This window comes from Micromonospora sp. NPDC051543, assembly GCF_044454415.1.
Classification (GTDB): Bacteria; Actinomycetota; Actinomycetes; order Mycobacteriales; family Micromonosporaceae; genus Micromonospora.
On record NZ_JBITDT010000001.1, the window covers coordinates 476,047 to 490,375 of the forward strand.

Genomic DNA, 14,329 nt, shown 5'->3' on the forward strand with positions numbered 1-14,329 from the left:
GGTGCGTGCCTTCGCACGGGGGTGGGCGCGGCGGTAGCGTTGCGCCACACTCACGGCCCGCAGGGCGGTTGACCTTGCGCCCGACCGTACGGAGGATGGTGCATGTCCATCGGCGCTGAGCCGCTCGCAACACGCGACGATGCGGCCTCGCGGCCGAGCTTCGAGCTCGCCCTGCGCGGCTACGACAAACGCCAGGTGGACCGGCACCTGGAGCAGCTCGACGGGCAGATCGCCATGCTCAGCGGCGAGCACGGGCGGTCGGCGGTACGGGTGCGCGAGCTGACCGCCGAGGTGCAGCGGCTGCGGGCCGAGCTGGCCGAGATGCACGAGCAGCCGGTTCAGGTGGACCGCGCCTCGTTCCAGGATCTGGGCCCGATGGTGGGCGAGATACTGACCCTCGCCGAGAAGCAGGCCGCCCTCATCACCGAATCGGCCGCCGACCGCGCCAACGAGCTGCGCACCGAGGCGGAGCGGATCCTCGCCGACACCCGTGAGCGGGCCGCGCAGGCACGACAGGACCTGTCCGAGGAGGTGGCCGCGCGACGCAGCGAGCAGGAGCAGGCGTACGAGGAGCGCCGCGCCGTCGCCGAGGCCGAGTTGACGGCGATCCGGGAACGCGCCGAGCAGTTGCGCGCCGACGGTGAGGCCGCGCACGAACGCGCCCAGCACGAGGCGAAGCGCATCACCGAGCAGAGCGCGCAGCAGCTCAACCAGACGCGGGTGGCTGCCGACGCGCTGATGAAGTCGGCGCGTACGCAGATCCAGCAGGAGGTGCAGGCGGCCCGCGCCAAGAACCAGCAGGAGATGGCGCAGTGGCAGGCCGGCGTGGAGCGCGAGGTCGCCGAGTGGCGCAGCGCCGCCGAGCAGGAGATCGCCGAGTTGCAGGCGGCCTCGCAGGAGGAGCTGGCCGAGCAGCGCAGCTCCACCGAGCAGCAGATCGCCGCGCTGCTCGCCGAGGCGCAGCAGCACGTGACCGAGCTGCGGAACCGGGCCGACGAGCAGGCCGCCAGCCACCAGGAGCAGTTGACCGCGCTCCAGCAGGAGATCGAGGAGCGTCGGGAGGAGTCGGCCCAGCTGCACGCCGAGTTGGAGACCGCCCAGCAGCAGCTCGCCGAGGTCCGCCAGGAGGGCGAGACCCTGGAGAACGAGCTGTCCCGGATGCAGCAACGGCTGAGCGAGGTGCGCCGGGACCTGACCGCCGAGGCGACCCGGCTCGACGAGGCCCGGCGGGCCGGCGACTCCGCCGAGCGGCACGCCAAGGAGGTCCGCGCCCGGGTGCAGCGGGAGGCGAAGCGGGTGGCCGACCTGGCCGCCGCCGCCGTGATGGCCGCCGCTGCCGGTGGCACGGAGACGGCCGAGTATCCGATGGTCGGTCCACGGTCGGCACCGTCCCGTGCCAGTGTGGAACTGCTCTCCGTCGACCCGCCGGCGAGTGACCGCGCCGATGTTGCCGAGCGTGCCGGCGGCGACGACGCCGAGCAGTCCCGTGCCGACCGGGTCGACGCGGACCGGCTCGGTGACGACGAGGTCGGCCCCGACGAGGCGGCCGCTCACGATGGGACCCGAGCCGACGAGACCCCCGCCGACGCGGAGCACACCGATGGTGACCGGACCGATGACGAGCGCCCGGAGGGGACGCCCGTGCGGTACCCGGCAGCGCTTCCCGACCGGTCGGCCACCTCGGGGACGCCCGGTCCGCACCCCGAGCCGATCTTCGCTCGCCCCGACCCGACGCCCGTGCCGTTCCTGGCCTTCGGGCAGCCGGTCAACGACAACGGAAACGCCCGGCACTGACCGGTGGACCGGGCCCGGGCGCGTACGCCCCGGGCCCGGCACGATCCGCGGTCGGCGATCTTCACCGAACCCACGCACCGGCTGCACCGCACACCCACGAGTCGATGGTGGGATGGGCCGATGAGCCAGCTCACGAGTGCGGACCGGATCGCGTACCTGGACACGGCCGCGGCCACCCCGGTCGGGCAGGGCTACAAGAGGCGTGCCGTCGACGCTCTCGACCTGCGGCCGGGGCACACCGTGGTGGACGTCGGCTGTGGGCCGGGCACCGACCTGGGGCGGTTGGCCGATGCGGTCCGGGCCGACGGCCTGGTGGTCGGCGTCGACCGTGACCCGGGGATGCTCGCGGAGGCGGGTCGGCGACTGGCCGACCGGCCGCGGATCGACCTGCGCGTGGGCGACGCCCACGCGCTTCCGTTGGACGACGTCAGCATGGACCGGGCCCGGATCGATCGCGTCCTGATGCACGTGGAGGATCCCGCGGCGGCGTTGGCGGAGGTCCGCCGGGTGCTGCGTCCCACCGGTGTGCTCGTGGTGACCGAGCCGGACTGGGACACGCTCGCCGTCGCCGACGAGGACGTGGCCACGAGCCGCCGCTTCGCCCGGTTCGTGGCGGGGCAGGTGCGGAATCCGACCATCGGTCGGGAGTTGGTCCGGTTGTCGGCGCGGGTTGGCCTGCGGGTGCGATCGGTCGAGGCGATCCCCGTCGTCTTCGAGGACTTCGGCACGGCCGATCGGATCCTGGGGCTGCGGCGCAACTCCGCCCGCGCGGTGGCGGCTGGCGAGATGGTCGACCGGGAGGTCCGGCCGTGGCTTCGCCGTCTCACCGCGGGTCCGCTGCTGGCGAGCTTCACCCTCTACCTGGTCACCGCCGTGGCCTGACGACCGACGGCCACCCCTCGCCGCCCTGGTACGCCACCGGCTTTCACCGGGAACGGCCCCGGACGTCCCGTCTGAGCTGGCAGGCTTGGCTGGCCGACACGCATCGACGACCGCCGGCCCGGGTGGCGACGACGAGCACCTCGTGGCCGCGAAGGAGCGCCCGTGACCGACCAACCGGAGGACTTCGACCTGCTCGTCGTGGGCGGCGGCAAGGCCGGGAAGACGCTGAGCATGGACGTGGCCCGCTCCGGACGCCGGGTGGCGATGGTGGAGCGCGGCATGATCGGCGGAAGCTGCATCAACGTCGCGTGTATCCCCACCAAGGCGCTTGTGACGAGCGCACGGGCGGCCCACCGGCTACGGCACGCCGCCGCGCTCGGCCTCGCCGTCGAGGGTGGCCGGGTCGACGTCGACCTGCTGCGAACGCACAAGCAGGACGTCGTCGACGGGATGGTCGCCGCCAACCGGCAGCAGTTCCTCGACTCGGGTCTGCACCTGGTGATCGGTACGGCCCGGTTCGTCGCCGCGCGGACCGTTCGGGTGCAACTGGCCGACGGGGGTGAACGACTGCTGCGGGGCGCCGACGTGGTCGTCAACACGGGCACCCGCCCGCATCTGCCGTCCGTACCCGGGATGGCCGAGGCCGGAGTGCTGACCAGCAACGACCTTCTCCGGCTGGATCGGCTGCCGGCACGGCTCGTGGTGCTCGGCGGCGGGACCGTCGGGGTCGAGTTCGCGCAGATGTTCGCCTCGTTCGGCAGCGCGGTGACGGTGATCGAGGGCGGCCCGCAACTACTCAGCCGCGAGGACCCCGATGTCGCCGACGCGCTGATGCGGGTCTTCCTCGCGGACGGCATCGACGTCCGCGTCGGCGTGGCCGTCGCCCGGGTCGACCGTGACCCCGACGGGACGCTCCGGGTCGCCCTCGACGACGGCAGTGTGGTGACCGGTGACGAGGTCCTGGTGGCGGCCGGCCGGGCACCGGTCACCGACGGGCTCGGGCTGGACGCGGCCGGTGTCCGGCTCGACGAGCGTGGCTTCGTGCTGGTCGACGAGTATCTGCGCACCAGCGCCGAGCGGACGTGGGCGGCCGGGGACGTCGCGGGCAGCCCGCAGTTCACGCACGTGTCGCTCGACGACTACCGGATCATCCGGGCGAACCTGGCCGGTGAGCGGCGCAGTACGGCCGGGCGGCTCGTTCCGTACACCGTCTTCACCACCCCGGAGCTGGCGCGGGCCGGTCTCAGCGAAAGCGACGCGCGCCGCGCCGGATACGACATCGAGGTGGCCCACCTGCCGGTCGCCGCGATCCCCCGCGCCCGCACTCTGCGCGAGACCCGGGGCACGTGGAAGGCGGTGATCGACACCCGCACCGACCTGATCCTGGGCGCGGCGCTGCTGGGCCCGGAGTCGGGTGAGGTGATCACCTCGGTGCAGTTGGCCATGCTCGCGCGGATGCCGTGGACCGCGCTGCGGGACGCGATCATCACGCATCCGACCATGGCCGAGGGCCTCAACCTGCTCTTCGCCTCGTTGCAGAGCCGACCGGTGCGCTGAGCCCAGGTCAGCCGGCGATCTCGGCGCGTGCCCATTGCTGGAAGGCGCGGGCCTCGCCGCCGGTGGGCGGTGGACCACCGTGCCGGGCGGCGATCGCCCGATGGATCAGCTCGGCGGGCCCGCCGGTGTCGACGAGCCGCCGGCCGGCGTCCATCTTGGACAGCCACACGCCGTCGCGGTGCCGCACCAGCGCGCGGCAGGCGCCGAGCACGGCGTCCTCGGTGCCGCGCGCGGGCCGGCCGTCCGACGGCGTCGGCCGGGCCAGCCACCAGGTCAGCGCCTCGACCAACAGGCGACGCAGGTCGGCCGGGGCGAGGTCGGCGAAGACCTCGGCCGCCGGCGGACCGAGCAACGCCAGTCCGCTCTGGCGCAGGATGCTGCGGTCCAGCCCGTACCAGAACCGGCCGTCGGCGCTCGGGCGCTCAGCCGGGTCGAGGGTGCGGCGGAACGGCATGGCGCGTCCGGTGTTCAGCTCGACCTCGAAGCCGGGTTCGGGGCTGCCGGCCGCCGCCACGGCCCGCTGATAGACGATCAGTTCCAGCCCGCGCGCCGGACAGGGCAGGGCCTCGTGTCGCAGGCGCGCCACCAGCGTCCGCTTGACGGTGCCGGTGAGCGGGCCGGCACAGACCAGCGCCACGTCCACGTCGCTGCGGCCCGCCTGGTACGCGCCGAGCCCCACCGAACCGGCCCCGTACGCGCCGACGAGGTCGTCGCCGAGCACCTCCCGCGAGGTGCGCACGAGGTCGTCGAGGTAGTGCGCGAGAGCGGAATCCACGTCTTCATCCTTTCCCAGAGCTAACCCGCGTAGAGCAGCAGCAGGCCGGCGACGGTGTAGGCGACCATCAGCGCGAGCAGCGGAAGCTGACCGGCGACCGCCCGCGCCCGGGGGAACAGGTACAGGGCGCGGTCGTGGGCGAGCAGCGTGCCGAGCAGGTGCCCGACGACGATGACGGTGATCTGGAGGTTGGCCACCCCGGAAGGGGTCACCAACGCGGTGTGCGGTTCCCAGCCGGCGGTGCCGAAGACGTCCGCGCCGGTGTGGCGGGGGTCGGACAGCAGGGCGAGGGTGCGTTGACCCTCCAGGATCAGCAGCGAGTAATAGTGCGCCACCACGTAGCCCACCGCGATGGGCACGATCGAGTGCGCGATCTCGCCCGGCACGCGCCGCACCCCGACGGCGCCGGCGTCCGATTGCTCGGTCCGGCCGACGCGGGCCGCGACGCCCGTGGCGGCGAGGTACGCCACGGCGACCGCACCGATCACCAGGACCAGTCCCGCGCTGCCGGTGACCACCGGGGGCAGCCCGTTCTCCTGGGCGAAGCGCAGCCAGACCGGCGCGTTGGAGAGACTGTCGAACATCGTCGAGCCGAGCAGCACGACGACCACGGCGACCAGCCCGGGGCGGGGCCGCAGCCCGGCGATCCCGTCGAGCGGGTTGCGCCACACCAGCACACCGTCGGCGGCCCGGCCGATCGGGGCGAGTTGGCCGACGAGCGCGCTGTAGACCTCGAACGGGTCGGCCCGGTCGAACCAGGCCGCGCCGAACACCACGGCGCCGGCCAGCATCACCACGGCGTAGGCGGCCAGCCACGCGGTGATGACCGGCAGCGTGGCCCGGTCCGGCGCGACCAGTTCGAGCCAGACGAACCCGAAGAGGGTGAGCGCGGCGGGCCAGAGGCCCAGACCGGCCGGCAGTTCACGGACGCCGCGTGTCGGGTCGCGCCGGGCCGCCAGCGCGCCGAGCAGATGCACGGTACGCAGGGGGTTGACCGCCCGCCACACCGGGCCGAACAGCAGCGAGACGGGCACCAGGCCGACCCAGAGGAGCACGTAGAGCACTCCGGCCGTCGGGTTCTCCGGGGTGTCCGGCCCGGCGAGCAGGCCCACGCAGAACCAGGCGGCGGCGAGCAGGCCCAGTGCGCGCAGCGTCCACCGGAACGCGGGGGCGTCGACGAGGCGGGCCAGCCGGTCCGGCACCGGCCGACCACCTGTGGCGTCCCGGTCCAGGCGTGGCTCGCGCCAGAGCACGCCCAGCGCGACGAACGTGACGACCAGGGTCAGGGCGGCGGCCACGACGAGCTCGGGCAGCGTGATCGGGAGGTCCTGACGGCCGCCGACGCCGTGCGCCAGCAGCGTGGGTGCGGCGGACATCGGGGATCAGCGGACGACGAGCTGGAACAGCACCAGCTCGGTCTCGTGCGTCTCGACCTCGAACAACCCGGTCTTGTCGGCCCGGAACTCCACCGAGCCCGGCTTGCCGGCGGGGAGGCGGGCGCCCAGGTCGTAGCCGTGCACGTGCAGCTCGTCGGCGACGTCCGAGGTGACCGTGATCCGGACCGACTGGCCCTTGGTCACGGTCACCCGGCCGGTCGGCGGGGTGATCCGCTTCTTGGCGATGGTCACGGTGATCTCCCGGTCGACGGCGGCGGGGGTGCTGGCCGCGGGAGTGGGGCTGCCCGCCGTGGCCGACGCGGCGGAGGGGGTCGGCACGGGGGCGGAGGTCGGGGCCGTGGAGGGGGCGGCCACGGACGGATCGTCGTCCTGCCCGCAGCCCGTGGCGAGCACGGCGGTGAGCAGACCGGTGACCAGCAGGGCGGCGGAGCGGGTGGTGGGGCGCGAACCGGGGACGGGCACGGGTGGACTCCGAACGACGCGAGGGGGACGGGATGTCGAGGTGATCGTCGGAGGGTGAACTCTACGTCTTGTTCGGCGGCGGGGAAATGACCATGATGAACGAATGCGATCGAGGCTGGTCACTGTGGGTAATGTCGTACGTCGCGCCCTGGCGGTGCTGGCCGTGTTCGTGGTCGCGTCGCTGGCGCTGCCCGCCGCCCCGGCGTCCGCGCACGGCCAGTTGGCGACCTCCACTCCGCTGACCGGGACGGTGGTGCGCCAGCCCCTCGAGAGGGTCGGGCTGTACTTCACGGAGAAGCCGGCCGCCAACGCGCACTTCACCCTCACGGGCCCGAACGGGTCGCGGGTGGACAGCGGCTGGTCGTACGGCGAGCCGAAGCGGTTGGACAAGCCGGTCCAGGAGTACTTCATGGTCAACGGCACCTTCGAGCCGCGGCTCTACCACACCGGCTTTCCCGCGATGGTGGCCGTCGCGCACTGGCCGGCGAAGGGCCGCTACACCGCCAGTTACCTCACGGTCGCGTCCGACGGTGAGGCCGTGAAGGGCACCGTCACCTTCGACTACCAGGGGCCGAGCACGGCGGCCCCGGCCGGTTGGACGGCGCCGACGAACGGCCCCGATCCCGCCCTGCTGGCCCAGGCCGAGGGCACCGCGTCGGCGTCCGCCGTGCCGGCCGCGACCCTCGACCCGGCCGTCACCCCCGCTGCCGCGCCGCCGTCGTCCTCGAAGGAGCGCGGGCTCCCGTCCTGGGTGATCCCCGTCGTCATCGTCGCCGTGGTGGGCGCGCTCATCGTGGTGGCGGCCCGTCGTCGTCCGGCGGCACGGCCGGCCGGCGGAGCGGCCCGCCCGCGCGGCGGCACCCCACGTCCACAGGGCGGCGGCGCCCCGCGTCAGCGCGGCGGCACGAACCGCCGGCCGGCTCGTCGCGGTCGCCGCTGAGGGCACCGGTAGCCGGTCACATACCCGGACATTCAGGGATCAGCGCCGCGAGCTTTCGCACAGACATCGGGAACTTTTGATGTATCGATGCAAAGGCATGGACACCTCAATCGAAACCCCTTAATGTCTCGACCCATCAACCCGGTGTTTCCGGATCGTCACTCGTCGGCGTCGAGGACGTTACGGACCGGGGCCGGCGGCCACCGCCTCACCATCGCTGCACGCCGGCCGTCGGTCACTCCTCATCCTCGTTGGAGGAACGATGGGTACACGGCTGCCTCGCCGATTCCGCAGTCCCGTCCTGGGCGCGCTCGCGCTCGTCCTCACCGTCGGCTTCTGGGCCGACCCGGCCGACGCCGCCGCCGAGCAGGAACCGGGCGTCACCCTGCGCGTCTACGACGTCCAGGTGCCACTCTCGGAGATCTGTACGCTCAAGCCGGCGCAGACCCCCAACGTGGACAAGCTCATGTCCACGATCAACTGGACGTCGGCGGCCGACTTCGGCTTCGACGACAACTTCGTCTCGCAGGTGCTCGGCAACATCACCGTCACCCAGGCCGGCAGCTACGCCTTCCGGCTCAGCAGCGACGACGGGTCCAGGCTCGCCATCGACAACACGGTCGTCGTCAACCACGACGGCCTGCACGGCGCCACCCCGCCCAAGGAGGGCACGGTCACCCTCGCCGCCGGGCTGCACCCGCTGCGCATCGACCACTTCGAGCGCGGTGGCGACCAGCAGATCACACTCGAATGGCGGACGCCCGGCTCGTCGTCCTTCGTGCTCGTACCGAACTCGGCGTTGAGCACCGACGCCGGGGTCGTCCGGGTCACCGCGCCGGGACGTAAGGAGTGCGAGGGGGTCAGCGACACCCCCGGCGACGGCCTGCCGCTGACCGGCGTGCACCCCGGTTACACGCTCACGAACCTGCGGCCCACCGGCTTCCAGCCGAAGGTCACCGGGATGGACTGGCTGCCCGACGGGCGGCTCGTCATCAGCACCTGGGGTGGCAGCGACCAGTCCGGCACCTCCCAGGACGGCGAGGTGTACATCATGAGCGGCACCGGCGGCGCGACGACTCCCGGGGCGGTGACCACCAAGAAGATCGCGGGCGGGCTCAAGGAGCCGATGGGGCTCAAGGTCGTCGACGGGGTGGTGTACGTGTCGGAGAAGCAGCGGTTGACCCGGCTCGTGGACACCACCGGCGACGAGGTGGCCGACCGTCTCGACACCGTCGCGACCTGGCCGTACGGCGGCAAGTTCCACGAGTTCGCCTTCGGTCTGCTCTACCAGGACGGGTTCTTCTACGTGAACCTGTCGGTGTCGATCGACTACGGCGGCGCGACCACCGTCCCGCAGCCCGCCGCCAACCGGGGCACCACCATCAAGGTCAGCAAGGACACCGGCGCGGTCAGCTACGTCGCGGGCGGCCTGCGCACCCCGCACGGCATCGGGTGGGGCCCGGAGGGCGGCATCTTCGTCACCGACAACCAGGGCGGCTGGCTGCCGTCGTCGAAGCTGGTGCACATCAAGCAGGGCCGCTTCTTCAACCACTACACGACCCCGGTCGGCCCGTTCGACGCCAAGCTGGTCACCCCGCCGGTGCTGTGGATGCCGCAGAACGAGATCGCCAACTCGCCCAGCACGCCGCTCTACCTCACCAGCGGGCGGTACGCGGGCCAGTTCGTCATCGGCGACGTCACCTACGGCGGTCTCCAGCGCGCGAACGTGGAGAAGGTCAACGGCGAGTACCAGGGTGCGCTGTTCCGGCTCACCCAGGGCCTGGAGGCGGGCGTCTCCGAGGTCAACCTCGGCCCGGACGGCGCGATCTACGTCGGGGGGCTCGGCGCGGGCGGCAACTGGGGGCAGACCGGCAAGCTGACGTACGGGTTGCAGAAGCTCACCCCGAACAGCGCCAGCACCTTCGAGATGCTGGCCATGCGCGCCACCACCAGCGGTTTCGAGGTGGAGTACACGCAGCCGATCTCGGCGGAGACCGCTGCCAACCTCGCGTCCCGCTACAAGGTCAAGCAGTGGCGGTACGTGGCGACGTCGGCGTACGGCGGGCCGAAGGTCGACGAGGAGACGTTGACCGTCACCTCGGCCACCCTGTCGGCGGACGGGAAGAAGGTCAGCCTGGTGGTGGCGGGTCGTAAGGCCGGTCGGGTGGTGCACCTGCGCTCGCCGCGACCGTTCACCTCCACCAGCGGCCAGTCACTGTGGAGCACCGAGGCGTGGTACACGCTCAACTCCATCCCGGGCAGCCCGCCGCCGCCGATCGGGGGCACCATCACCGGCGTCGGCGGCAAGTGCCTGGACGTCGACAACTCCGGTTTCGCCGACGGTACGAAGATCCAGCTCTGGACCTGCAACGGCACCGCTGCCCAGTCGTGGACCCGGGTCGGCGACACGTACCGGGTGCTGGGCAAGTGCCTCGACGTGGACAACGCGGGCACCGCGAACGGCACGAAGATCCAGCTCTGGACCTGCAACGGCACCGGCGCGCAGGTCTGGCAGCCACAGAGCGACGGGTCCATCCGCAACCCGCAGTCCGGAAAGATCATGGAGGCCGCCGGCGGTAACACCGGCGACGGCACCCAGATCCAGCTCGGCACGTACGCGGGCGGCGCCCACCAGAAGTGGGTGGTCAGTAGCGGGGTAACCGGCTGACCTCGGACGAGGGGGCGTGGTCTGACCGGCGGGTCAGGCCACGCCCCGTCTCGTGAGCCGGGTGGGAACCGACGCTCAGCGGAACAGCACCGGTCGGTTCCCTCGGGCGCCGACGAGGTGGCCCCGGATGTTGATGTCCTCGATCGAGTCGGTCTCCCACACGCCCCGGGTGGTCAGGTCGGTCATCACACCTCGGCGCCACAGGAACGGGTGCCACGCGGCGGTGGTGGTGGCGCTCTGGCCCACCACCTCACCCCGGTCGTTGATCGCGGTGGCGTGGCTCCATTCACCGCCGAGCGTGCCGAGGTCGGTCAGTGTCCCGTTCTGCCAGCGGAACGCTCGGCCGTTCGCCGCCCCCACCACCTGGCCCCGGTTGTTGACCCCGAGGGCCTCGCTGCCGATCTGGGTCAGGACGCCGTCGCGCAACCGGCCACCGACGCAGGTGCACGGGTAGTCCTGCGGCGGCACGTTGAACCCACCCACCACGTCGCCCGCGTTGTTGAAGTCGGCGGTGAACTCGTAGAAGTACTCCCGACCCAGGTCGGTGAAGACCCCGTCGCGCCACAGGAAGCGGTGCGGCATGTCGCCGGCCGGAGGGCTGCTGCCGAGCACCTGCCGCCGGTCGTTGACGCCGATCGCCACACTGTTCTCCCCGCCCAGGGTGCCCAGGTCACGGAGGTGGCCGTCGCGCCAGAGCACCGCGCGGGTCAGGTAGTCCGAGCCGAACGAGGTGATCGCCACGTCACCGAACTCGTTGACGTCCACGGCGCTGGAATCGGTGTCACCCGGTAGCACGCCCAGGTCGGTGATGACGCCGTGTCGCCACAGCACGGCGTGCCGGGCGCCGCCGGCGACCGTGCTCCAGCCGACGATGTCGCCGCGATCGTTCATCGCCGTCGCAGCGCCGTCACCCCCGCTCAGGGTGCCGAGGTCGACGACCCGATAGCTGTGCGGGGACGCGACGGCGGGAGCGGGAGCGAGGGTGACCATCGCGACGACGGTCGTCGCTGCGGTCAACAGGGGACGCGGGGACACCATGGACGCCAAGGCGACGCTCCTCGGATCGGAGCGGCGACGACCCGGCGGACGGGGCGCGGGACAACCGCCACTGCGCGTTCGATCGGTTACGCACAGTAGAGCCGGTGTCGTGGCGGCACGCCAGGGACCGAACGGTCACCGACGCATCGGACGCGCGTCGGTCAGGGGCCCTGCGGCAGCGGCTGCGCCAGTGCCCGCAGATCCGCCGGGAGTTGGGCCAGGGCATCGGAGAACTCGCGGTGCCCGACCACCCGGTGCATCGTCTCCAGGACCGCCCGTACGCCCCGCTCGGCCCCGGCCCGGTCCGTGCCGGCGCGATCGGCGACGCGGCGCAGGAACTCGTCGTACCCGAATGTCTCGGGCGGTTCGGCGGCCTTGACCAGCAGCGGACTCAGCTCGTCGGCCACGTGCGGAGCGAGGGCGGTGGCCTCTCCCCCGCTGAGACGTTCGGTGAGCGTCCGCAGCACGGCCTCGGCCAGCGGACGTGCCGCGGCCGGCGGAATACCCGCCCGTGCCGCCACCTTGTCGACGAACGCCAGTTCGGCCATGGACCCGCCCCTTCCGTCGCCGGGACGCGTGGCTACCCGGGCCGGACGGCGACAAACCCCGGGAGGCGCCGGCCCGGCGGTTCTGCCGGTTGCGCCGCGCCCCACCCGCCGCGTCTCGTACCGTGAGGTCGGACCGGGACCACGGTGGCCGCCCCGACGGGCGGCCCAGGGCCGCAGGAGGAGCAGATGGCGGTCGACCTGCCCGACGTGATCGACCGGTACTTCCGGGCCGTCGGCGAACGGGACGTGGACGCCTTCGTCGCCTGCTTCGCGGACACGGCGAGCGTGGCCGACGAGGACCGGCTGTACGACGGCCGTCCGTCCATCCGCTCCTGGCGGGAGCGCACGATGGCGGAGTACTCGTACACCGCCGAACCGGTGCGGGTCACTCCCCAGGCCGGCGACTCCTACCTGGTTCTCACGCGGCTGTCGGGCGACTTCCCGGGCAGCCCGGTCGAGCTGCGCTACCGGTTCACCCTGCGCGACGGCCTGATCGGCGCTCTGGACATCCGCCCGTAGCGACCGCGCGCCACCTGTCAGAAGGAGATGCCGTGCCCCGAGTCTGGCTCGTCACCGGCTGCTCGCGGGGGCTCGGCCGGGCGCTCGCCGAAGCGGTGCTGGCCGACGGGGACCAACTCGTCGCCACCGCCCGCAACCCCGCGCAGCTCGCCGACCTCACCGCCCGGTACGGCGACCAGGTCCGGGCGATCGCGCTCGACGTCACCGATCCGGCCGCCGCCCGGGCGGCCGTACGCGCGGCGGTGGACGCGTTCGGCGCGCTGGACGTCCTGGTCAACAACGCCGGGTATGCCGACGTCGGCGCGATCGAGGACATGTCCGAGGACGCCTTCCGGGCGCAGATCGAGGCCAACTTCTACGGGGTGGTCCACCTGACCCGCGCCGCCCTGCCGGTGCTGCGGGAGCAGGGGCGCGGGCACATCGTCCAGATCTCGAGCGTCGGCGACCGGGTCGCCAGCACCGGCCTGGGCGCGTACCAGTCCGCCAAGTGGGCGGTAGCCGGCTTCTCGGCGGTGCTCGCCACCGAGGTCGCCTCGTTCGGCATCCGGATCACCACGGTCGAGCCCGGCGCGCTGCGCACCGACTGGGCGGGCGCGTCGATGAGCATGTTGCCCACCACCGAGCCGTACCGGCCGGTGATCGAGCCGGTCGTCGAGCGGATGCGCCACACCAGCGGAAACCAGCAGGGCGATCCCGCGCGGGCGGCGCGGGCGATCATCGAGATCACCCTCGTCGAGGACCCACCCGCACGGCTGCTCCTCGGCGCCGACGCCGTGGCGGCCGCCGCGACGGTCGGTCAGGCGCTCGCCGCGTCGGACGCGCGGTGGCGCGAGCTGAGCGAGTCCGTCGCGTTCGACTCGGGGTCCTGACCCGTCCGCCGTCGCACAGTGGCCGCACCTTCTTGATCAACCGCCGAACGGAGGACACGGCCGACCGGCCATCGGATGACATGATGTCCCGACAACGGCCGACGCGACGAGAAAGGGTGCTGCTGTCCGATGGCGCACTTCGAGGCCCGTACGTCTACGGCACCCGGGCGGATCGTGGTCACGCTTACCGGTGAGTGCGACCTGGCGGCCCAGCCCGAGCTGACGACCGTGCTGTCCGCGGCGGTACGCGCCGCCGCGGTGGTGGTGGTCGACGTCGGCGGGCTGCGGTTCCTCGACTCCACGGGCCTGCACGGCCTGGTGACCGCCCATCAGGCGGCGCGCGCCGACGGCCGGCACCTGTACGCGGTCAACGCCTCCGGCCCGGTCGCGACGGTCCTCGACATCACCGGCGTGGGCAACCTGCTGCGTCCGCCCGCCGACGACCCGCGGCTGGCGGGCTGATGGCGGCCGACCGACCCCACGCGCACGCCGTGGCCGAGGAGCCGCGCATCGACGCGATGGCGTACGAGGTGGCGGCCGATCTGCGGGAGCTGCGCACGTTCGTCTGCCAGGGCGCCACGGCGCGGGGCCTGTCGGACGAGCGGGTGGAGTTGCTGGCGCTCGCGGTCAGCGAGCTGGCGACCAACACGTTGCAGCACACCACCGGCGGCGGCCGGGTCCGGCTCTGGGCCGAGGGTGACCAGGTGTTCTGCGACGTCGTCGACCAGGGCCCGGCGCGGACGCTCGGCCGGGAGATGCCCGCCGCAAACGCGGTACGCGGTCGCGGGTTGGCCATCGTCGAGCAGATCTGCGACGAGGTACGGGTGTTCACCGCGGGTGAGAGCACGGTGGTCCGGATCCGGCTGTCGCGGTGAGCCGG

The 14,329-nt window shown here is 72.7% G+C and carries 14 protein-coding genes; 9 read left to right on the plus strand and 5 right to left on the minus strand.

Annotated features, from left to right (window positions below; all coding sequences use genetic code 11):
• Positions 1-102 precede the first annotated feature (102 nt).
• From ACIA3K_RS02260 to ACIA3K_RS02270, 3 genes are all read left to right on the plus strand, one after another.
• Positions 103-1,794, plus strand: a complete 1,692-nt coding sequence (locus ACIA3K_RS02260; protein ID WP_396798568.1) for a hypothetical protein — start codon at positions 103-105, stop codon at positions 1,792-1,794.
• Between the two features lie 120 nt (positions 1,795-1,914).
• Positions 1,915-2,676, plus strand: a complete 762-nt coding sequence (locus ACIA3K_RS02265) for a methyltransferase domain-containing protein (protein WP_396798569.1) — start codon at positions 1,915-1,917, stop codon at positions 2,674-2,676.
• A gap of 162 nt (positions 2,677-2,838) precedes the next feature.
• Positions 2,839-4,233 carry a dihydrolipoyl dehydrogenase family protein gene (locus tag ACIA3K_RS02270; RefSeq protein ID WP_396798570.1) on the plus strand — a complete coding sequence of 465 codons (1,395 nt, stop codon included), beginning with the start codon at positions 2,839-2,841 and terminating at the stop codon, positions 4,231-4,233.
• 7 nt (positions 4,234-4,240) lie between these two features.
• Here ACIA3K_RS02270 and ACIA3K_RS02275 read toward each other — a convergent pair whose 3' ends face one another.
• The 3 genes from ACIA3K_RS02275 to ACIA3K_RS02285 are packed head-to-tail and all read right to left on the minus strand — an operon-like array spanning position 4,241 to position 6,867.
• The gene (locus ACIA3K_RS02275) at positions 4,241-5,008 is read right to left on the minus strand and encodes a nucleotidyltransferase domain-containing protein (RefSeq protein WP_396798572.1); all 768 of its coding nucleotides are present in this window, start codon (positions 5,006-5,008) and stop codon (positions 4,241-4,243) included.
• Between the two features lie 20 nt (positions 5,009-5,028).
• Positions 5,029-6,384 carry a hypothetical protein gene (locus ACIA3K_RS02280; protein WP_396798573.1) on the minus strand — a complete coding sequence of 452 codons (1,356 nt, stop codon included), beginning with the start codon at positions 6,382-6,384 and terminating at the stop codon, positions 5,029-5,031.
• 6 nt (positions 6,385-6,390) lie between these two features.
• The gene (locus ACIA3K_RS02285; RefSeq protein ID WP_396798575.1) at positions 6,391-6,867 is read right to left on the minus strand and encodes a hypothetical protein; all 477 of its coding nucleotides are present in this window, start codon (positions 6,865-6,867) and stop codon (positions 6,391-6,393) included.
• 124 nt (positions 6,868-6,991) lie between these two features.
• Between ACIA3K_RS02285 and ACIA3K_RS02290 the strand changes: the two genes are divergently transcribed.
• Both ACIA3K_RS02290 and ACIA3K_RS02295 read left to right on the plus strand, forming a co-directional pair.
• Positions 6,992-7,807: a copper resistance protein CopC gene (locus tag ACIA3K_RS02290; protein WP_396798576.1), complete on the plus strand. Its 816-nt coding sequence runs from the start codon at positions 6,992-6,994 to the stop codon at positions 7,805-7,807.
• A gap of 262 nt (positions 7,808-8,069) precedes the next feature.
• Positions 8,070-10,475 (plus strand): RICIN domain-containing protein, encoded by a 2,406-nt coding sequence (locus ACIA3K_RS02295; RefSeq protein WP_396798578.1) that lies wholly within the window; start codon positions 8,070-8,072, stop codon positions 10,473-10,475.
• 75 nt (positions 10,476-10,550) lie between these two features.
• Here the strand turns inward: ACIA3K_RS02295 and ACIA3K_RS02300 are convergent, their stop codons facing one another.
• Together ACIA3K_RS02300 and ACIA3K_RS02305 are read right to left on the minus strand one after the other, a co-directional pair.
• The gene (locus tag ACIA3K_RS02300) at positions 10,551-11,513 is read right to left on the minus strand and encodes a hypothetical protein (RefSeq protein ID WP_396798813.1); all 963 of its coding nucleotides are present in this window, start codon (positions 11,511-11,513) and stop codon (positions 10,551-10,553) included.
• A gap of 161 nt (positions 11,514-11,674) precedes the next feature.
• A complete protein-coding gene (locus ACIA3K_RS02305) occupies positions 11,675-12,061 on the minus strand; it encodes a DUF2267 domain-containing protein (protein ID WP_396798579.1) in 387 nt (128 codons plus the stop codon).
• A 186-nt stretch (positions 12,062-12,247) separates the two neighbouring features.
• On the opposite strand from ACIA3K_RS02305, the gene ACIA3K_RS02310 reads away from it, so the two are divergent.
• The 4 genes from ACIA3K_RS02310 to ACIA3K_RS02325 all read left to right on the plus strand — a co-directional run bounded on the left by ACIA3K_RS02310 (position 12,248) and on the right by ACIA3K_RS02325 (position 14,324).
• Positions 12,248-12,580, plus strand: coding sequence for a nuclear transport factor 2 family protein (locus ACIA3K_RS02310; protein ID WP_396798581.1), 333 nt, complete (start codon positions 12,248-12,250; stop codon positions 12,578-12,580).
• A 32-nt stretch (positions 12,581-12,612) separates the two neighbouring features.
• Positions 12,613-13,449, plus strand: a complete 837-nt coding sequence (locus ACIA3K_RS02315) for an SDR family NAD(P)-dependent oxidoreductase (protein WP_396798582.1) — start codon at positions 12,613-12,615, stop codon at positions 13,447-13,449.
• Positions 13,450-13,578: 129 nt separating this feature from the next.
• On the plus strand, positions 13,579-13,911 hold the full coding sequence (locus ACIA3K_RS02320; protein WP_396798583.1) for an STAS domain-containing protein: 333 nt from the start codon (positions 13,579-13,581) through the stop codon (positions 13,909-13,911).
• Positions 13,911-14,324 (plus strand): ATP-binding protein, encoded by a 414-nt coding sequence (locus tag ACIA3K_RS02325; RefSeq protein ID WP_396798584.1) that lies wholly within the window; start codon positions 13,911-13,913, stop codon positions 14,322-14,324. Before ACIA3K_RS02320 ends, ACIA3K_RS02325 begins: the two co-directional genes overlap by 1 nt.
• Positions 14,325-14,329 lie beyond the last annotated feature (5 nt).